We start from the raw sequence: 21,117 nt of genomic DNA on the forward strand, positions 1-21,117 counted from the left end.
TGTCAATCACCATCATCTTCTGGAATTTGCGGTCTTGGTCTATATCGCAGCCTCTGACCGCCTTCCGAACCATAGATCGTAGGTCTTTTCTTCATCATCCACATGGGTACACGAATCAGTACATCCTTCCAGTCACTAAAGGCAATAGGTGCTGTTGGCGTGAGGTAGGACGTCCCGAACGAACGTAGGGTTACCAGATGAAGATAAATAAGTATGATACATAGAATCACGCCGTAAAGCCCCAAAGATGCGGCAAGGATCATGACAGGAAAACGCAATAACCGGAACGTTAATCCCAAATCAAAATGCGGGATTATGAATGAGGCTATTCCCGTGATCGAGACAACGATAACCATTGGCGCTGACACAATGCCTGCCTGTACAGCGGCCTGTCCGATGACTAAGGCTCCGATAATGGAAACCGTCTGCCCGATCGGCTTAGGAATTCGCAATCCGGCCTCCCTTAGCGCTTCAAACGTAATTTCCATAATAATAGCTTCAATAATGGCAGGAAAGGGGACATTCTCCCTGGCTGCCGCTACAGCCACCAAGAGATTGGGCGGAAGCATTTCAGGATGGAACGTTGTTACGGCGATGTAAACAGAGGGCAGTAAGAAAGAAATCAATAGAAAAAAGTACCGTATCCATCGAATCCAAGTGGCGGCTATATATCTTTGGTAGTAGTCCTCAGCCGATTGAAGCAGCATGTATAAAGTAACAGGAACCATGATCGGCACAGGCGTTCCGTCAACAAGGACGGCAACTCTCCCTTCAAGCAGCGCTGCACATAAGGTGTCCGGTCTTTCTGTATACTGCACTTGAGGGAATGGCGAGTATGGATTGTCCTCAATAAATTCTTCAATATAACTGCTGCCCAATACGGCATCTATCTCTATTCGCGATATGCGCGTTTTGACTTCCTGCACCAGCTTTTGTTGGCAGATCCCTTCTATATAACAGATCATGACTGTTGTATGAGTGAACTCGCCGAATTGAAATTTTTCAACCTTCAATGCCGGGTGCTTGATGATTTTGCGAATCATCGTAATATTAACGGATAAATCCTCAACAAAGGCCTGCTTCGGTCCACGAATGACGTTCTCATTCTCCGCTTGTTGAATGGCCCTCTTTTCAACGGATTTCATAGGAAACAAAATCATGCTGGGCTCATTATCGATCAACAATACAATCGTACCTTCAAACAAGCCCTGCAATACGCTATTGACTTCGCTGCTGCTCGTAATCGCCGAAACCGGCAGATGCTTGAATCGAAGGATATGCGCTACGAGTTCCTCCGTCGAACCAGCAGGTATGTCCATAAGCAGCGGTGCAATCACTTGCTCTTGAAGCATTTTTTGATCGACGAGACCCTCGACGAAAATGAATACACAAGCAATGTGCCCCGTCATGCATTCATGAAAACGAATGTCCGCGCAATTTCTCAACTGCTCTTCAAACCATTGCCTTCTGCAGCTTAACTCCACCTCAACATTCGGCAGGGGAGACAGGTTAGCCAATGAACGGTTGAGAAATGTTTTGTTCTGCTTCTTAAACCAACTGGGGAAATGCATAAATACTCCAACTTTTTTCTTCTTAGCATGCAAATAAAGCCAAAACAATATTCATTGCAGCAATGAATAGGCGGCTTCTCGTTTTATTTGAAAACATTTTTTTCAAAGTTTTTGCTTTCATCCGTTTCAAAAATATCCCAATTGTTTATAAGTACTATAGAGCTTTAATAAAACTACCTTTGGGAGAGTGTTCCATTATGCGTTCCTTCAAAACAAAATTGATAGTGCTTCTTGCGAGTTCGAGTTTAATGATTCCTAGCGCCATTAGCGCCGCTGCTGAGACGACTGCGGATACGCCGCCAACCTACACGTATAAGAATGGCTTTATTCACACTTTTGTCGACGGTATGTATATTCCCGGCTGTTATTTAAATGTGGATGAAAATACCGTAGCTGCTTTTATCCCTGGCGGGGTAGGCGTTATTGCGGTCGATAAGGATGCTGTGTTACCTGAAGGCTCCAAATTCTTGAAATAGCTTTAGGACTAAACAGATTCTTAAGAAATCAAAACAGCGACAGCCGTGGACGTGGCAATAAAGTCCTTGGCTGTCGCTGTTCTTGAACGCAATTACTCTAGTTTCATGTAATAAAGATTAGTGACATCAGCTTTTGTAATCGTATGAGCGCCAGACGCAAGGGATACGGTGATCATACCGTTCGTCATTGCATAATCGGTTCCGTCGATCTTAACTTTTGTCCCGTCGGCCGTATTCAGCACTAATGTTAACGTGGATGCTGTAGTCGTCGTAAAGTCAATCGTAGTTCCGGACTCCATTTTCAAGCACTGGGTTAGTGTTAAACCGTTATAGGCCACTGTTCCCTTCGTTGTTGAAAGGTTCCCTTGAATATGGAAGAAGCTGCTTGTTTTGCCATCCGTCGTAAAGTTATGAACAATTGTCGAAGTAGGCGGCGGCGTAGGTGTAGGTGTTGGCGATGTTGGTGGCGTTGGTGTTGGCGTTGGTGTTGTTGGTGGTGCGGTAGGCGTTGGTGTTGGCGTTGCCGGATCTGTTGAATTACCGCCCACAGAGACAAGCTGCGTGGTGTAACTTTGAATTTTAGACATCAGGGCCGAATTCAGGACTGACGATGTGTCATCGACGGAATCAACGAATTCCCATGTAAAGTCTCCGCTATTTAGCCGTCCCGCTTCTGCAGTAACCACTTGTTCCACCGTGCTTACAGCATCAATGTTAGAGACATTAACACCCGTGTCGATCGTCGTATCGAAGTTATTATAAGGTGTTCCGCCTGATAATGCTTTATAGATGTTCGGAACTGTTTCATTTCTTGTCGAAGCTAAGTAGGCATCGAATTGGGTTGCACTAGCGGGAGCTGTTCCTGCATCGGAATTTGCATAAATAAGACTTCCAGGATCCAGCGTAATGTTATTGTAGGCTTTAATCATACCTCCAGGTTCACCTGAGAAAGTACCTTCCCCATCCTGCATATCCGTACCCTGTAAGGAAATCAGCATTGGGTTTTTGGCATGTCGGTAATAGTTGGATTCTACGAAAGCAGAACTTCCTGTTGTAGCACCCACGCCATATTTGGAGACACCATCAAAGAAATTATTATAGATATGGATAGTCCCTGTTCTTATACGCGGATGACGAGAGTCTGAATGGTCAAACCAGTTATGGTGGAAGGTGACGAAGAATTCCGATGTTTCACTCAAACCGACGAGAGCGGCTTTGCCGGAATCCCAGTAGTGATTGTAGGCGATTGTAATATAAGTCGATGCTTTTTTAAGGTCCGTTGAACCATCGCCTTTTGCTTGGTCGGCATCTCCTCCTGCAGTTCCATAGAAAATATCGTTATGATGCAGCCAAACATTCGCATTCCCCGTATCCAGGGAAAGACCATCGTCAGGGAATAACATGATCCCTAAGTTTCTAACCTCTACATTACCGACATATCTGAGCAGCATTCCCCATCCATACGCATAGGCGTCTTCTCCGATACCTTCCAAGGTCATGTTCATTTCCGAATAGTTGGATTTACCTTTAACTTCAAGGAATCCACTGCTGTTCAGCTGTCCGCTCATGTCGGCAGCGGTTACTTTCCCAATAAATCGGATGGCTAGCGGCGTTTTATCATAGCCTTTTTGTCTTAAGGCCAGGATCGGACCTAGACCAACTCCGGTTTGTACATCCCCTGCGCTATTGATTTTCACATCAAGAGCTACGGTTTTGGCAGTCGCAGAGGTTACATAAAGAACTTGAGCGCCATTCTTAAGCGTGCCATCCTCATTATAAGCACCTGAACCTGTGCCAAATGGCGAGTTATCTGCAAAAGCAAACCCGGATCTGTCATGCGGTGCTACCGATATCGCATTGGAAACGACACTCTCTTTGGAACCATCGGACAGTACCGCTTCCACCTTCATAACATAACTGCCGGCTGCAAGCCCTACAGCGTCAGCTCGCCAAAATGCAGCGTATCTGCGGATTAATTGCGTATCGATTTGTTTATATTGAGCATCTGCCGCGCCGGCAGGCTTAACATAAACATTATACCCCTGAGCATTACTCACAGGCGCCCATTTAACATAGGCCGTCTCATTCCAGCCTCCGCTGTTGCTGATCGAAAGACCGGCAGCATGTACGGCCGTATTGGCCACGATGAAAGATAGCACAAGGGCAAACAGTAAAACGTAACTCGTTACTTTGGCAACACTCTTGTTCAATTGAATTCCTCCCGCAGTAGATTGGTTGAGAATACTTGAAATCGCTTACAAGTTTGCTCTATCCCCCCTCTCGCATCGTCATCAATCAGCTCGAGCATCCTCAGCGTACCAGTTATGAAGGCGGTGCCGAAATAATCATTTGCTCATATCCCCCCTATTTCTGAGTTAATGATTATCGGCGAGGGATATGATACTTCGAGATCTAATCAAATAAAAACAGTTATCTCCGCTTAGAGATAACTGTCATTTTTTATGGTACCGCGGAACCTAGTTGCCGCCGCCTTTATGGTGGCCAACGACTTCTCCTGCCAATGTAAAGTTAGAGAAGGTTGCCGTGTTGTAATTGTGAATGCGGCTCGTATTTTGAGCGGCATCGACGGCAAAACCGATATACACCGTTTCGTTCATCGCAATCGTTTTATGCCCCACTTCCGTCCAGTTCGTTCCGTCTTCCGAAGCGTACCCCGTGATGGTGTCCCCTATTCTGGCAATTTTCAACCAATAAGGCAGTTCCGTCCCTTTCAAGGTAGGTACACCGTAATCCTCCGGTCGATCGTTCTCGCCAAGCGCTAAGATCGGCTCCCCTGTGGATGCACGTGTTGAAAAATGAACGGAATACGGCGTATCTTGCTTATCAGCCTTCACGACCGACGTACTGATGATGGCTGTAGCCGCATCCGCCGCGAGACTTTCTCGAATCATCAAGCCCGAGATCGCATTGTTGTCCACCTTCGTTAACGAGTCAATCCTTGCTACCAGCTCGGTATCGCCTTTCACCGCTTGGGAGGCAAACTGGAAGGCATCTGCCGTTTCGCCGATCCGGCCAGCTCCCTTAACTGTAAGCACCCCATCGGCCAATGAGGCATTTCCTTGAATGGGCACTTCGCCAATATCCTTGGATGTCCAATCACCGTGTTGTTTCTCCGTATTTACGTGAATCGGCATCGAGGTCGTCTGTGTCGCATTACCTTCGTGATCGGTCGCTTTCGCAGAAACGAACCAAGTGCCGTCGGGAACATCTTGCCATGCGAAATCGAACGAACCTTTCGTCGATTCCCCAATTTTCACATCATTGGCATAATACTCGACCTTGGCGATGCTTCCTTTGTTACTTAGCTTTGCGTTCAATTTGATGGGCGATCCGGCTTTATGAATACTATTCAATGCAGGTGACTGAAGCACGACGTCCGGATTCTCGGCTTTATGATCGATGCGGACTAGCCCGTTCATATACAATTCCAGGTTGGAATACCCTGATTCCGTCACCTGCTTGCCATCGGCAGCATCACTTGGGTTCAGGCCCGCCTCGATTTCCCAGACATCCGGCATGCCATCATGATCCGTATCCTTCGGAGCTTCCACCGACTTCAACTCTGGATAGCCGCCTGCTTCCCATTCATTATTGATCAGTCTGCCGGTCCCGTTCCGCACGTCGTTCACGATTCGGGCATCGACAGCATCTCTGCGCGGATACGTCGCTCCTGCCTGACTCAGTACCCGTTCGTAAGCTTGTTCAGCCGTGCTAATGCTGAGCGTATCATGGCCCAGCACCTCGTATGGCGTGTCGGAGAACGACGTGCCGCTTTTGATTTCTTCGGTCCCCAACGCATTGTCGGCTGATACGGCTTGATCCCCCTCCATATAATTACCTGAAATGTGGAACCAGCTTAGCCTGCCGTCCTGACCGGGGCTGACAATCCGTTTCATCACTTTCTCATGTGTAGAAGGGCCGGGCTTATAATAATTGTTAATCATGTTATTTTCTTGATCGTTCCCGCCATAGGTGGAATTAAAGCCCCAATTGTACATGACGTTATTCACCAAATCCGTACTGGAGACAGGATTCACCTTATTGCCTGTATTCCCGAGCGCGGGGACGCGGCTTACATGACTCGCGAGCAGATTATTGGCGAAGGTCGCGTTCTCGCCGCCCCATATTCCGCCATATCCATGTCTTCCCTTGACATGTCCCGATAACAACATGCTTTCACTGATGATGCTCCATTGCAGGGTCGTGTTCTCATTCCGGTAAAAAGACAACGTCTCATCCACCGACCAGCTGGTGGAAATATGGTCGATGATGGCGTTTGTGACATCTCTTCCGCCAAAGGCGTCGGGTTCCGAAGCTATATTGGCGCTGCCGGGACGAAACCGCAAGTAACGGATTATGAGATTCTCCGAGCCCGAAATGTCCGTGCCATAACCGGCAATAGCGATGCCATCGCCAGGGGCTGTTTGTCCGGCTATCGTAAGGTTCTTTTGCTTAATTTTGAGCGGCTGCTTCAAATGGATCGTCCCGGATACACGAAAGATCACATTTCGGTTTCCTTGACTCACCCCATCGCGCAGCGAGCCCGGAATCGGCGTATCGCCAAGCCCATAGTCGGCCAAAGTCGTGACCTCGTATACGTCGTATCCGCGCCCGCCGCTCGTATACATGCCGCCGCCTTCGGCTCCCGGAAATGCAGGCACCGTGCCTGTCCCATTCGCCGTCTCGCCTGTCGAAGCACTCACGTGCACGGAACCTATTAGCTGAACTGCTGCCAGTACAGAAATGAGCGTCTTTTTCTTCACTACTTCGTCCTCCTCCAATAATAGGTTAACAACTTGTAATCGCTTGCAGCTTCATTCCCAAGCTGTTAACCCATTATGTGCCCCCGGACAGATGCCAAGCTATAGCTCTGAAACAACTTTTGGGCTTATGCCCCAGTACGCGGCAATGACGAGACGCAGGTTATATGGAGCATAAACAAAATTATCCAAATTCGCAGCCAAGGGAGTAACGCTAGGTGCCTTTGTCGATAAACGGGTACATTTCCCACCCAATATGTACGTGAACCTTCTCATCCGGGATGAGCAGGTTCACCAAATCATCTACAACTTCAACTTCAACCATCTTAGCCTTCTCCTCCTCAAAAAGAGTTAGTTTGTCAGTTTTACAATCTTCGTTGCGATATTCTCGCAAAACTCGCTGTCATGCTCCACGAACAGCATGGTTGGCGTGTACTCAAGCAGCAGTTCCTCGATTTGCATACGGGAGATGACATCAATAAAGTTAAGCGGTTCGTCCCATATATGCAAATGCACGTTCTCGCTCAGGCTTTTGGCGAGCAGCACCTTTTTCTTCTGGCCGCCGCTATACGCCGACATATCCTTCTCAAACTGAATTTCGGAGAAATCAAGCTTCCTTAGTATGGATTTAAACAAACTTTCGTCAATGCCATGCTCCCTAGCATAGTCCGACAAATCTCCACGAAGGTGGGAAGTATCCTGCGATACGTACGATATCTGTAACTGGCTATCCTTCTGCAAGCTTCCGGTGTAGCTTATCCCCTCCCCGCATATCAGCTTGAGGATTGAAGATTTTCCCGAGCCGTTCGGGCCCGCTAGTGCAATGCGTTCGCCTGGCTCAATCGTAAAGCTTACATTCTCGCATACCTGTCTTTCCCCATAATGAATCGAAATCGCATCCAGCTCGACAAGTGTAGGCAAATGATAAGAGAGCTGTGTGATCTCCAAGCTTTCGGAGCTTTCCACATTTTTCAAAAGCTTGGATTTCGCTTCGATGGCCGATTGCTGCCTTTTTTCAATCGACTTCGATCGCTTCATCATTTTCGCGGCTTTGTGACCTACGTAGCCTTTGTCGATTTTGGAGCCGGAATTCCTTGTGCCGTTCTTGCTTTGCTCTATCGCATGCGCCCAATTCCCCGTACGTTTGGCCGAATCAGCGAGCTGTTTGATGCTCTTTCGGAGTTTCTCGTCCGTGGCAAGCTCGAACTGATCCTGCCTCCGCTTATTTTCCCACCAGCTCGAAAAGTTGCCTTTCTGGATCTCGATATTGGTTTTGTTGATGGAGAGAATGTGATCGACGCAATGATCGAGAAACGCTCTGTCATGCGAGACAAGAATGAACCCGCTCTTTGATTTCAAATATCGGCTGACCTGCTTCCTCGCGTCCTGATCCAGGTGGTTCGTCGGCTCGTCAATAAGCAGGAAATTGTTCTCCTTCATGAACAAGGTCGCCAGCAGCACCTTGGTCTGTTCGCCGTTAGACAACGAATGGAAAGGCCGGTATAACACGTCCTCGGACACTTTGAGCAGCGATAACTCCCGCATGAATTGCCAGCGCTCATAGTCCGGATGTATATTTTCAACGACTTCATGCGTAAGACTTTCCTTGCGCTCCACAGGGAATGGAAAATATTCGAATTCGACCTTCGACGAAATATGGCCACTGTATGCAAGTTGGCCGAGCAATAGCTGGAGAAACGTCGTTTTGCCCCGGCCATTCCTCCCTGTAAAGCCCAATTTCCAGTCCGTGTCCATCCGAAAGCTGACGTTCTCAAAGATGTTGTCGTAGCTGCCTTCATAGGCAAACGTCAAGTTTGACACGTTAATCGTAGACATGTGGCACCCTCCTTTGTCGTAAAAAAAATAGAGCTGCAAGAAAGTTACCTTTCCCGCAGCTCAAAAAAATACGACAAATTCAACCCCGGTCAGGGGATGAAAAAGGATCTATGTTTTGAGTGAAAGGATAAAGTAACTCTCTTGCTAACCAAGAATAAAACAAGCCTTGTTCTATTCTTAGAAAAAGAGCAAGAACTATTACATTATCCTCTTCACCTCCGTTTGTTAAATGTAGCGAAATTCTAACATACTATTTTCCATGTTGCAAGCCACTTCTCCATCGATCCGATCATCCTTGTTCCCGGTTCTTCGGAACGTTGACCTTCAATGCTACTTGCTTCACGTTGCCTGCATAATCGGTAGCGATGTAAGTAATAGTGTATACGCGTCCTTCTCCGCTTCCGGATCGCTCAGCCCGCAAATCAAACATATAATCCGGTTGGTCCAAGTCTGCATGTTGAATATCCTGCGAAGTGTCTCCGTCACCGGTACCATCATCCGGTTCATTGGAGGTGATGGATTGTAAAATAATGGACTTAATACCAGCTCCCCCGTCTACTGCGCCGTACGTTTCTGCTGTAACGGTCACCAGTTCATGATTAGCCGGCCACAGCACCGCTTTATTCAGATTGATCTGAAATTCAGGCGCCGTTTTGTCTATTTTCACGAGAACACGCTTGATCTCTTCCAGGTTTCCTGCTTTGTCCTTACTTTGATATTCTATCGTATTGGTTCCTTCAGCCGAAACGTCGAAAGCGCCGTCATAGGTCAGCCATTGGCCGCCATTGATCCGATATTGCGTGCTATCGACACCGGATTGATTGTCCGCAGCGTTCAGCGACACCGTTACATCCGTACTCCTCCAGTCCGTAGGCGCATCATCGGTCGTAACCGGCGGAATCTCATCCGATGGTGCTCCAGGCTGCTCATATACCTCCAATTCAGATAGCGAATATCCGCCGCCGGCACCGCTCTGTATACCCAGCATCCTGACATACCTGGCACTAGCCTCCGTAAAAGAGAGATCGTCTGTGCCTCCATTGCCGGCATTCGTGCTGTATACATCGGTCCAGTCTACAGCATTGTCCGACACCTGAATCTTATAGGCTTTACCATATGCTGTCCCCCAGTTAAGTTTAACCCTGCTTACCGTCTTCATGGAACCAAGATCCGTATAGATCCATTCATTGTCGGTTAAGTTCGATCCCCAGCTCGTCGTTGTTTGCCCATCGAAGGCATACCCGGCGTCTAGCGAAGCGGATTGGGATGAGCTAGCCGTGACGGGTCTATCCAAGGCGAGATTTATCCCATTCGCATGAATATTTTCCAATCCGGCATTGACAGTCTTCATAATATTGACCATATCCGTGTAGGGCTGATCCTGTTGGTTGACTAAGCCTATATTATAGTTCTCACCGTCTTTACGCCACGTAACCGCTTGATCAAAGTACGAAAACCAGCCTGAGCCAACGAACAACGGATGTGAAGTTTCGCTTTCCACGAAAGATTTGTAGGCCATCCCTCTATCCGCTATACTAGCCACACTCGTAGCCCCATTGACGGGTGACAACCCACGTTGAGTCGTACTAAATGTATATTCCAGGTTCAATAAAGGTTTGCCGAAAGCTTCATATCTGGAAATCCAACCAGGATCGTTCGTGTAATTGTCCACCGAGAATGCATCTACAAATTCCATAGCCGCCGAATCCCATTCCAGACTGGTCCGCCAGGTGGGAACGACAGACGCACCTAAGAACAGATGATTCGTATCATGTCTTTTGATTATATCTCTGATCGTTGAGAAATACGTCCTGGATGCCAGCTTGATAAATTCCGATACATCCGCAGCAGGCACATTAGCTATATTGATCGAAGTATTTTTCAACTCGTCAAACGATGCCGCACTCGTACCCAAAAGCTGGTTAACGGCCGAAATATCATTGCTGTACCTTGGGGCAAGGAAATTCACGAAAGCGCCTTTAGCTGCAGACGTCGAATTATAGGTCAGTACCTCTTTGACGATATCAATAGTCCAACCAGCCTCATTATCGTACGTATAACCGATTAGCCACGGGTCATTCTTCGCTCTATCCAGCTGTGGGGTCAATGCGGATTCTATGAGAGCTTCACTCTGCGGGTCAAATACATCGTAAGTCCATTGAATCCTTCGCAAGTTGCCGGGGTCTTGCAGAACATGAATGTATGGAAACGTGATATTTGTCGGTTTGGTCCACTTGCTGAAAGCGTTAAAGCCCCAATCGACCAAACGCTTCTTCGTGATGTCCTCCCATTTGGACTCGAAATTGCTGCCGTATTTCCGCATTACATTGGCAACGATGAAGCTTACTCTTTCGCCGTTGGCATCATTTACATAGGCAGGAGCATAAGTCACAGGATCAGGCAGCTCCTCGAACACCCCTCTCGGGGTACCGTCCGCTTTCTTAAGCGGCGTCCCGTATCCCCATTCCCAGATACTTGTCGCATCCACGCCCTTCAGAATAAATTTGTATCCATCCGGGGTAATAAACCACCATTTGTTATCGATTTGCTGAAGTCTGAAATAACCGCTGCCCGTGTAAACTCCTCCACTTTTAATCCCGCCGTATGGATCATATTTGGTAAGATCCAGTGAAACAGCTGACAGCGCGTTCGCCTCATTCGTATATTCCTGCTGCAGCTGCTCGTCGGACGTCACCTTTCCCGGCCAGGTTTCATAAACCCATTGCCCGTACTTGTCGGCCATTAATCCGTCTTTTTTCAGTTCGAGCGCCATTTGTTCCGCCGTAAGCGCAGGTCCGGGATTCACACCCTCCTGGCCGGTCCCTTTATAAATCTGTATTTCGGTGAGGGGGATATGCTGGTAAGCATGAGGACGCTTAATATCTATAACAATAAATCGGGCCGTCTTGTTCGCCATCGGGATGTTAACGGCATAGTCCCAGGTTGAGCTTGGGCTCGTTGACGTTATTCCAGGCGTTCGGATGTGCTTGGCAGCAATATAGTAATAGTCCGTTACAGCCTCAGGGCGGTATTTGACGGTAAACTCTTTAAACCCCCATGCCGAATTGGGTGAATTCAGGACCAGATGAATTCGGTCTAACGGATAGTCCTTCAGCAGGTCAAATACCACTTGTACCGTCCCCGGAGAGGTCGCGCTCCCCATAAATCCGGCATACGTTGCGGTGGACCCGTCAAGTAACACACCGTTGCTTGAGGAGACCAACCCGGTCATTCCTCTATCGGGAAGACTGCCTCCGTTCGGAGCGTGGCTGTAGAAATAATTGCCGGTTTTCAGTAAATTTTCTGCCGTTAAGGTGTCTTTGTTCAGTTCGAGCGCCATTTGCTCCGAAGTAAGCGCAGGTCCTGGATTCGTACCCTCCTGACCGGTCCCTTTATATATTTGAACTTCGGTAAGGGGGATATGCTGAAAATCATGAGGACGCTTGATATCGATAATAATAAATCTGGCCGTCTTGTTCGACATCGGGATGTTGACCGAATAGTTCCAGGCTGAGCTTGGGCTCGTGGAAGTAATTAATGGCGTTCTGGTGTGTTTGTCCGCGATATAGTAATTCTCGGAAGCCTCAGGGCGGTATTTGACCGTTAACTCTTTAAATCCCCAAAACGAATTAGGTGAGTTCAGCACGACGTTGATACTGTCTAACGGGTAATCCTTCAACAGGTCAAATACAACCTGAACGCTCCCTGGCGTACCCGTGCCATTCCCCATGAATCCGGCATACGTTGTAGTTAATCCGTCCAACAGTACGCCATTGGCTGAAGAGATCAACCCGGTTACTCCTTTGTCCGGAGAATTGCCCCCATTTGGGGCGACGCTGTATTGGTAGTTACCGGTTTTGAGCAGAGACCCCGCCCCTTGCACATTGCCGACAGGGATGAACGTTCCTGCAATGATGAGTGCCATTAGTAAGGCTAAAATGCGAGTTGGATACCACTTACTCATTTTCCCCATTTCAATATCCCTCCTCTTAATTTTCTGAACAAGCGATCACAGGTTATTCTCCTGCATGTGTTTGATTTCGTACTGCATCTTAACCACCCGCTCTCCTTTCAGACCCATATAAGCGCTTACATTTATTAGGCTCCGCTTGCTCAGCCTCGTGTTTGTATCATAATCAGATTGTTTATGCTCCGTATAGTCCGATATTTATCACTCGGTACGAATTATCACAAATAGCGCTTCATCAAGGTGTCATTATCGATATCGATAGCGGTAATAACATCCGGGTTAAGAACGATACTACGCAGTCCGGCGTTCTATTGGAGATTTTCCTGCAACGCGTCACGTTGGATACTAGTTACTGAGCCCGCGCCATAAACCGGCTAGATGCCAAAAAGGCCTCAGGGAAGGTTTATCCTTATCCCACGGGCCTTTTAACCGCCGAGCTTAAAGACAGCGATACCTAAGGCTTCCCGAAGCACATAATACCTTAGATCAATCGGCCGAATTTGAACGGGTTCAACGCTAGCTTGGATACCAATACTCTCCGCCATGAGGCGAGCCCTTAAAGCGTGAAAGCCATGAGTGACCAATATGGCACTAGCATACCCGTTGTCCCGCATGATGACCTTGCTGTTGAGGAGATTCTCCATGGTGGAATGGGATTGTTCTTCAAGTAGCATTGCGGCTTCAGGTATCCCTTTTTCCATTAAGTAGGCTTTCATGACTTGAGCCTCGGAAAGCTGATCTCCAGCCCCCACTCCTCCTGAAAGGATCAGGCGGTCTGCCAGCTTTTCCTGATAAACTTGGAATGCGATATCGAGCCTTTCCTTCATAGCTGTACTCGGCTTACCATCCCACACGGCGGCACCGAGAACGATTGCGCAATCACTAGGATTACCGTGGGCGGATTTCCAGGACTCCATAACCTGACCGCTCATCCACGTGAAATAGGCCACGGTCAAAAGCATCATAGTCACTGTTGCTACAGTCGCCCATATCCAAAACTTTTTCATTTTTTTCATGTGTTAGTACCTCATGGTATGAATACTACGAAATATATTTTCCATATTGAGGATAAGACGTAACGAGAATACTCGTGGTTCAATGCATGAATATTAGCAAAGGCTGCCATCGGAAATCGATGGCAGCCTCTACATGATAGAGCACTTTTAAGTGACCTTGACTAGAGGCCAGATTAAGGTTTTGAGCGTATCAGCGTAATGCAGAATCGGAGCGGTTGAATTCGTTACATAACGTTTGAAATCCGAATGCATGTCATTTTTTTCTAATTCCGCCTCCGCTCGTTGAAGAGGCCAAGGCAAATGATGAATTTCACCGCGGTACAGATTTCCGCCATGGGTTGTGTATAAACAATACCTTTCTGTCAGCCATTCGTCGATGGAGCCGGGAGATGCCCGATAAACGTTCGATATCGGCGCGTAGGAGCCCGTAATACTGCCTGCGGTGCGAAGCGGCTAGTTCGCTCACTTCTATAACTCCAGCCGACTCCGGCTTTCTCCATCCCCATCCTTGACCGATAATAGGGCAAATGAAACACTCCTCTGGCTAATGCCACTGCCATCGGATTCGTAACATCCAAGCTGAAGAAGTAAACTCCCGGCTTACCATCCCTCACGACGTAAGTACGCACATTGATTTCTGGAAAAGCGGACAAATAAGGAACTGCCGGCAGCCATCTTAGGCGTATACTGCACATGTGGAATGGTACGATCCCGATCCAAGCATAACCGTCATACGTGTCAAGCGGAAGATCCTTCGGCAAATGTACCTTCATAATGTCCTTCGGTACCGGCCAATGAGCGAAAAGCAACCTCTCCCATGTCTGGGTCATGATCCAAGGGCCGGGAGAAAGAGGGTATGGCCTGTGTTCGGTATGTTTCAACAAATCGTGCACTGCCTCGCCTCAACTCCTCTTTGAATGACTTTGTGAACATCGCAGCAAGATCATAAAGCTTACAACATTTGCGCTTTATAAATGGAAGAAAAATGATGAGTAAGATCAATCAAAATTTTGATATGACTATTGATATTACTATTCCTACAATTGAGACCCATAATAAGTAAGATTTAAGAATCCTTGAAATAATGGAATCTTGCTTTTCCAAGTCATTTTTGTGGTTTTGTTGCATTTGCAAATCGATATTTCCTAACGGATTAGAATGTCCTGTTGAGCCTAAGCCTTTAAAAAGTAAAGTCAATATTAATAAAATCATAGAACCCATAAACAGATAATCGGATACTTGTTGCAATTTAACACGCTCCTTATGTAATGAAGGATTTGTGAGTTATAACAATATAATAAAATAGACTTCTCTAGGATTATGTCGATCTTTGCCATTTTAGTCGAATAATTTACCACTGTTCAATATTCGTTCATAAGGATATTCTGAACGTGGAAAAGGCCGCCCGTTTAATTTCACGGCAGCCTCTGGTTTGCATTGAACCAAGTTATGGTACCATTTCTTAGAACTACTGCGGAAAGATCAACGTAATAGCCGTACCCTTCCCCTCCTTGCTTAGAACACGCATCCACTTCCCTGCGCCGTAATGAAGCATAAGCCTTTTGTTGGTATTAAAAAGTCCAAGATGCTTGCCTTGCATCGCATCGGAGTCGAATGACGCGCAGATTTGCCCAAGCCGTTCACGCGGTATGCCCGGTCCGTTATCGATAATGGTCACATGCAGGCTTGTGCCATTCATACGGCATTTGACCTTAACGGCCAGCCGATCCTGGGCGGCAAGGCCGATATGGATACTGTTCTCAACCAGCGGCTGCATGCTGATTTTCACAACGCGGCAGTCCTTCATCTCTTCCTTCGTATCCCAAATCACCTGCAAACGATCAGAGAATCGAGTTTTTTGCAGTTGGATATAGCCTCGTACATTGGCAAGCTCATCCTGCAGCGTTACCGCGTCATCCGTTCCGCGCAGCGCATATTCCAATAAGTCGCTCAACTGTTCGATCATGACGCAGGCATCATTCGGTGAACGCGTCAGCTGGAAAGCCTTCCAATAAATCGAGTGCAGCGTATTGGACATGAAGTGAGGGTTCATCTGGGATTGAAGCGCTTTAAGCTCCAGCAGCTCCATCTTCGCCTGCCGCTCGGAAAGCTGGATTCGCAAATACTTTTGCTCTAGAAACGTATCTAGAATGTTCTTGACGATCAGCTCGTACACATCCTGAATTCTTTCCGGCATGGCAGGAACACTATCCTCATGGCGGTCGGCATGCTCCAGCACATGGACGATTTGCGTGACCTGACGGTAATTTTTTCTTGTGATCCACAAAGCATACAGCATGCTCAGCAGCAAGGAGAACACCGATAGCGCCAGGGTGATATATACGATCATCCGCGGAAGGCTGTACAAGGCCTTCGTCGGAATAACGGATACTGCAATCCACGCCAAGCGCCGGGATTGCTTCATGGTGACCAGAGCGCCGTCAAGGGAAGAGCGAAGCAATTGTCCCTTCGTTAACTGCTCAGCCGCCGGCAGCGCGATACTGCCTCCGAAGCTGTCGGAGGTGATGAGCGGAGTGCCGTTAGAGTCTGCGATATACGAATAACTGCCCTCCCAATCGTTAAATAGATTCAGTGATTTCGCGAAATAGGAAGGCAGGATATTCATCACAATGAGACCGCGGGGATGCCCCTTCGCATCCAGGTCGCCGAACGGCTGATACACCGTCAGCACCTGCGTGGTGCCGTTAGGATCGGAACTGGTCATCAGCTCGCGTGGCTGCGTAATCAACTCCTCGCCACCCTTGAATGCTTCGGATTGATAAAAGGAGTACCAGCTCGTATCCAGTGTCGAATCCACCTGGGCGATGCCGTCGCGCGAGCTTAGAAATCGTCCTTGCGAATTCTCATAATAAATATAGATGGAATGAATATAGGACTTGGAATTGGCCGGCACATCAATGACATTGCGCAAATAAAAGAGCGCTTCCACTTCTTCAAAGGAAAAGGAGGTCGTGTTCAATATGTTCGTCAGCCGGATTTTAATCTTCGGGTCCTTGTCGAAGGAGAGGCTTAAGGAATCAAGCTCAGCCGGAATGACCTCCGTGAGCTGATTGATCTGATTCAGCCGGTTTTCGCTATTCTGCTCAATCGAGCCGCGGATATACCAAACCGTAATGAAGATGGACAAGGAACCCAATATAGTCAGAGGAATCAGCGACAGTACGATAACTCTTCGCAGGTTCTCGGCGAAAAATTTACGCGCCAGCGCCGCATCGCTCTGTTTGACATATTTAATGCTCGTGCTTGAACTGCCCGGGCGTTTTCCCGTAATACTGCTTAAAAGCGCGTATAAAATTTTTCGCATTTGCATATCCCACCATTTCACTGACCTCAAGCGCTTTCCAGCGATGCTCCCGCAAAAGCTCGGCCGCTTTTCTCATTCGAACCGCGAGCACATAATCCGAAAATTTCTGACCGGCCAGCTTACGGAAATACGAACTCACATAGCTGGGATTCATATGCACGAACCGTGCCACATCCTCCAGCGTTACGTTGCGGTATTCGGCTTCGATGTAGTGAAGTATGCGCTGAATCACAGGATGATCAGGGGATTGTGCGCTCACGTCCGCCTGCATCGGCACGTCAGAGTCCGATTCATCTGCTCGACCCTTCTGCTCATCCAATTCCTGCTTAAGCTGCATGAGAACATCATGCAAGTTCTGGAACTTGGCCGGCTTCACCATGTAGTGCCGCACTCCATAGCTGATGGCCTGCCGTGCCAACTCAAAATCCCTCAGCCCGCTCAGCAGGATGACCTGGACGGGCAGTTTGCGTTCATGAATTTCCCTCGCGAGCTCGATCCCATTCATGACGGGCATCTTGATGTCGCAAAGGATGGCGTCCAGCTCGTGTTGGAGCAAATATTTGAGCGCTTCCATACCATTTCCAAGCTGTGCCACAATCTCGAATCCGGCCTTCTCCCATGGAAAACAGCTGCAAAGCGTGTCCCGAGTCGCCGTTTCATCATCAATAAATGCTAATCTGTACATGATCGACCCTCCCCCTGTTTATTATATACTTTCATAAATAGTAAAAGGAATGCATGCATAAATTGGCATAATTTAAGCGAACAATCTAAAAAAATGATACCTAATCCAAACAAAACGGGCAAGGAATGAACCATGTTCCAAAATGAAACCCCTTTCTGTGAAAACGGATTCATGTTAACTTGGGGTTGGGCCCGAAATTCACTATCCGACAGGGGGAAGTACTTTGTTTAACCGAAAACTGTATAGCTTGTCCAAAATGTTTGCCGTCTTGCTTAGCATCCTCATCATTTTATCCGCTTGCGGCACAGGCTCCAACCAAGACTCCGCTGCTTCCGGCTCTACCACCGGAACCGGGTCAGATAAGGCAGCAAGCGGTAACAAACCCGTTACGCTGCGCTTTGCCTGGTGGGGCAACGACGCTAGACATAAAGCAACGCTCGCTGCCATCGACGCCTATATGAAGCTGCATCCGAATGTCAAAATCGAAGCCGAATATATGGGCTTTGACGGATTTAACAAGAAGCTCGCCACTCAATTCGCCGGCAGAACCGCTCCCGACTTATTCCAGTTCACCTATGAATGGTCCGTGGAGATGAGCGATTTCATGTTGGACCTGAAATCCGTCAGCAGCTTGATTGATACGAAACAAATTCCGGATTCCGCCCTCAAGGATTACGGTGCCTACAAGGGCAAACAAATTATGGTTCCGTCCGGTATGTTTGCAGCAACGACCGTTGTGAATGAAGATTTCATGCAGAAGCATGGAGTTCCCGCCGACACCGTATGGACCTGGGATAAACTGATCGAAGAAGGCAAAAAGGTCCATGAACAAGATAAAAACGCCTACCTCTTAACGGCTGATATCGACGTGATTAACAAGCTGATTCTGCAGCCGTATATCATGCAAAAAACAGGCAAGGGCTGGGTGAACGACGACTTCACGCCTGGCTTCGATAAGGCTCAGTTAACGGACGGTCTTACCTACTTGTCAAATCTATATAAGAGCGGTGCAATTGAGCCGTTCGGCGATAGTACCGCGTTCGTCGGTAAGATGGAGCAAAATCCGAAATGGGTGAAAGGTGAAATCGGTCTTCTGCTTGACTACGTTCAAGCCATCGACAAGTATAAGCAAGCTGTTCCTGCTGCCAAAATCGGTGTCCGTGCATTCCCAGAGAATCCAGGTGCCGTTCAATCGGGTAACCCTACCGTTGCAGGCACAGGTTTCGCCATCTCCCAAGACTCGACAAACAAAGAGGAAGCCGCCAAATTTATTAATTACCTGGTCAATGACAAAGAAGCTGCATTGCTTCTGACCACTCAGCGCGGAATTCCGGCTTCAACCGTGGCGCGCAAAGCGCTGGAGGAATCCGGCAAGCTGGATCCTAACATTTCCAAAGGTCTGGAACTCGCTTCTGCGAAGAAGACGATTTCACCAAATGTCATAAGCACGAATGCAGAGCTTGCGCAAGTCGTGAAAGATTCCATCCAGAAGCTGATCTACAATAAGCTTACACCGGAACAAGCAGCCAACGAAATTTACGCCGGCTTCACCTCCAAGCTCCAAGAAATGAAAGCAAAATAAGGGAAGCGCGAAGGAGTGCTGTCCGTCAGGGCAGCACCCTTCTTAACACATAGCCCGTATATGGAAAGGAACATCTGACTTGAAAAGCATGCGCCTGCGCAACGTCCTTTGGGGCCTGTTATTCGTATCGCCTTGGGTGATTGGATTTTTCTGGTTTCAGCTCTATCCGCTGCTCTTATCGTTTTATTACTCATTCACAGATTCCACGCTTGTAAAGCCAGGCAAGTTCATTGGATTGGATAATTACGTGAGAATGTTGACGGTCGATAAAGATTTCTTCCCCTCCATTAAGGTCACGATTATATATGCGCTGATTGCGGTTCCCGCTAAGCTGGCTTTCGCCCTGCTCATTGCTTTGATTCTGAATATCAAAGGGAGATCGGTTAATTGGTACCGGACAGTCTATTATTTGCCCTCCATCCTTGGCGGCAGCGTTGCGATCTCCATTCTATGGCGATTTCTGTTTATGAAGGAGGGGGTCGTGAATCAAGCCTTGTCCTTTCTCCATATTCCGCCCGTTAACTGGCTGGGAAGCCCGCATGTGGCTCTCGGGACCATCAGTATGCTCGTGGTATGGCAATTCGGCTCATCCATGGTTCTCTTCCTGGCAGGGCTCAAACAAATTCCATCGGAGCTGTACGAAGCTGCCATGGTTGACGGTGCCGGCCGTGTGCGTATGCTCTGGACGATTACCATCCCGCTGCTCACGCCGATTATTTTCTTCAATCTGGTCATGCAGACCATCAATGCTCTTCAGGAGTTCACTGCGGCATTCGTCGTAACCAACGGAGGACCGGTGAAATCGACATATTTATTCGGTTTGAAAATCTACGACGAGGCATTCCAGAATATGAAAATGGGATACGCTTCCTCCCTTTCCTGGTTCTTGTTCGCCATGATTCTTATCCTGACCCTCTTCATCTTCCGCTCGGCAAGATCATGGGTCCATTATGAAGACGGAGGTAAATAAGATGCCGAATCCAACAACAACTGTGGCTCGACCGCGAAGTGCGGCCTCCAGAGCGCAAAGCGCCATGCTGCGCAATGTGATCAAACACATGGCTCTGCTGCTTCTTGGCTGGCTGATGATCTATCCTCTGATTTGGCTGTTCTTGAGCTCCTTTAAGACGAACGCCGACTTATTCGGTACGCTCAGGCTATGGCCCAGTCAATTCGTATGGGATTCTTATGTGAAGGGGTGGGCGGGTACAGGCCAGTACACCTATACAACGTTTTTCTATAATACCTTCGTGCTGGTGATTCCTACGGTCATTCTCACCGTGCTATCCAGTGTCCTGGTCGCTTATGGCTTTGCACGATTCAAATTTCCGCTTCGCAACCTGTTGTTTGTACTGATGATCTCTACCTTGATGCTGCCGCATACGGTCATTATCATTCCGCGGTATCTCATTTTTCGCAATATGGGATGGCTGGACAGCTACCTGCCTTTCATCGTGCCTGCCGCGTTCGGCTGCTTTCCATTTTTTATCTTCATGATGGTCCAATTTTTCCGGGGACTTCCCAAGGAGCTCGACGAATCTGCGGTGATGGACGGCTGCAGTCCACCGACCATTCTGTTCCGCATCCTCCTGCCGTTATGTATGCCGGCCATGCTTTCAGCTGCTATCTTCCAATTCATTTGGACCTGGAACGATTTCTTCAACCCGCTTATTTTCATTAACAGTGTGAAAAAGTTCCCGATCTCCTTGGCGCTGCGCATGACCATCGATTCGACTGGCGGTGCGATTGAGTGGAACCAGATTATGGCGATGGCTGTGTTGGCGATTTTGCCGCCGGTGTTGGTGTTCTTCTTCTCGCAAAAGTACTTTGTGGAAGGTATCGCCACGACGGGTATCAAAGGATAATGGGGGAGGT

Annotated in this window: 15 protein-coding genes; 4 read left to right on the top strand and 11 right to left on the bottom strand. The window is 48.0% G+C overall.

The features are described from left to right. Nucleotides 1-2: 2 nt before the first annotated feature. Nucleotides 3-1,571 carry a spore germination protein gene (locus tag J2X61_RS02705; protein ID WP_274465821.1) on the bottom strand — a complete coding sequence of 523 codons (1,569 nt, stop codon included), beginning with the start codon at nucleotides 1,569-1,571 and terminating at the stop codon, nucleotides 3-5. Nucleotides 1,572-1,819: 248 nt separating this feature from the next. On the opposite strand from J2X61_RS02705, the gene J2X61_RS02710 reads away from it, so the two are divergent. Beyond that, nucleotides 1,820-2,047, top strand: a complete 228-nt coding sequence (locus J2X61_RS02710; RefSeq protein WP_310185739.1) for a hypothetical protein — start codon at nucleotides 1,820-1,822, stop codon at nucleotides 2,045-2,047. 92 nt (nucleotides 2,048-2,139) lie between these two features. Here J2X61_RS02710 and J2X61_RS02715 read toward each other — a convergent pair whose 3' ends face one another. From J2X61_RS02715 to J2X61_RS02755, 10 genes are all read right to left on the bottom strand, one after another. Further along, complete coding sequence (locus J2X61_RS02715) at nucleotides 2,140-4,257, bottom strand: pectate lyase family protein (RefSeq protein WP_274465823.1); 2,118 nt, start codon at nucleotides 4,255-4,257, stop codon at nucleotides 2,140-2,142. Nucleotides 4,258-4,524: 267 nt separating this feature from the next. Continuing rightward, on the bottom strand, nucleotides 4,525-6,831 hold the full coding sequence (locus J2X61_RS02720) for an Ig-like domain-containing protein (RefSeq protein ID WP_274465824.1): 2,307 nt from the start codon (nucleotides 6,829-6,831) through the stop codon (nucleotides 4,525-4,527). A gap of 348 nt (nucleotides 6,832-7,179) precedes the next feature. After that, complete coding sequence (locus J2X61_RS02725) at nucleotides 7,180-8,664, bottom strand: Lsa family ABC-F type ribosomal protection protein (protein ID WP_310185742.1); 1,485 nt, start codon at nucleotides 8,662-8,664, stop codon at nucleotides 7,180-7,182. Between the two features lie 289 nt (nucleotides 8,665-8,953). Next, entirely contained in the window at nucleotides 8,954-12,637 is a 3,684-nt protein-coding gene (locus J2X61_RS02730; protein WP_310185745.1) for a discoidin domain-containing protein, read from the bottom strand. Between the two features lie 422 nt (nucleotides 12,638-13,059). Then, on the bottom strand, nucleotides 13,060-13,650 hold the full coding sequence (locus J2X61_RS02735; protein ID WP_310185748.1) for a YdcF family protein: 591 nt from the start codon (nucleotides 13,648-13,650) through the stop codon (nucleotides 13,060-13,062). A 147-nt stretch (nucleotides 13,651-13,797) separates the two neighbouring features. Further along, nucleotides 13,798-14,082 carry a DUF2071 domain-containing protein gene (locus J2X61_RS36285; RefSeq protein ID WP_396135398.1) on the bottom strand — a complete coding sequence of 95 codons (285 nt, stop codon included), beginning with the start codon at nucleotides 14,080-14,082 and terminating at the stop codon, nucleotides 13,798-13,800. Further along, the gene (locus J2X61_RS02740; protein ID WP_310185750.1) at nucleotides 14,013-14,480 is read right to left on the bottom strand and encodes a YqjF family protein; all 468 of its coding nucleotides are present in this window, start codon (nucleotides 14,478-14,480) and stop codon (nucleotides 14,013-14,015) included. The genes J2X61_RS36285 and J2X61_RS02740 overlap by 70 nt, the downstream gene beginning before the upstream one ends. 172 nt (nucleotides 14,481-14,652) lie before the next feature. Then, on the bottom strand, nucleotides 14,653-14,898 hold the full coding sequence (locus J2X61_RS02745; protein WP_310185753.1) for a hypothetical protein: 246 nt from the start codon (nucleotides 14,896-14,898) through the stop codon (nucleotides 14,653-14,655). Nucleotides 14,899-15,118: 220 nt separating this feature from the next. Then, nucleotides 15,119-16,975, bottom strand: a complete 1,857-nt coding sequence (locus J2X61_RS02750) for a cache domain-containing sensor histidine kinase (protein WP_274465830.1) — start codon at nucleotides 16,973-16,975, stop codon at nucleotides 15,119-15,121. After that, a complete protein-coding gene (locus J2X61_RS02755; protein ID WP_310185756.1) occupies nucleotides 16,902-17,660 on the bottom strand; it encodes a response regulator transcription factor in 759 nt (252 codons plus the stop codon). The genes J2X61_RS02750 and J2X61_RS02755 overlap by 74 nt, the downstream gene beginning before the upstream one ends. 223 nt (nucleotides 17,661-17,883) lie before the next feature. Here J2X61_RS02755 and J2X61_RS02760 point away from each other — a divergent pair, with 223 nt between their 5' ends. The 3 genes from J2X61_RS02760 to J2X61_RS02770 all read left to right on the top strand — a co-directional run bounded on the left by J2X61_RS02760 (nucleotide 17,884) and on the right by J2X61_RS02770 (nucleotide 21,107). Continuing rightward, nucleotides 17,884-19,242 (top strand): ABC transporter substrate-binding protein, encoded by a 1,359-nt coding sequence (locus tag J2X61_RS02760; RefSeq protein WP_310185759.1) that lies wholly within the window; start codon nucleotides 17,884-17,886, stop codon nucleotides 19,240-19,242. A gap of 88 nt (nucleotides 19,243-19,330) precedes the next feature. Then, the gene (locus tag J2X61_RS02765; protein ID WP_274467418.1) at nucleotides 19,331-20,212 is read left to right on the top strand and encodes a carbohydrate ABC transporter permease; all 882 of its coding nucleotides are present in this window, start codon (nucleotides 19,331-19,333) and stop codon (nucleotides 20,210-20,212) included. A gap of 1 nt (nucleotide 20,213) precedes the next feature. Further along, the gene (locus J2X61_RS02770; protein WP_274465833.1) at nucleotides 20,214-21,107 is read left to right on the top strand and encodes a carbohydrate ABC transporter permease; all 894 of its coding nucleotides are present in this window, start codon (nucleotides 20,214-20,216) and stop codon (nucleotides 21,105-21,107) included. Nucleotides 21,108-21,117: the final 10 nt, after the last annotated feature.

It is taken from the genome of Bacillus sp. 3255, from assembly GCF_031456485.1.
Taxonomy (GTDB): domain Bacteria; phylum Bacillota; class Bacilli; order Paenibacillales; family NBRC-103111; genus Paenibacillus_E.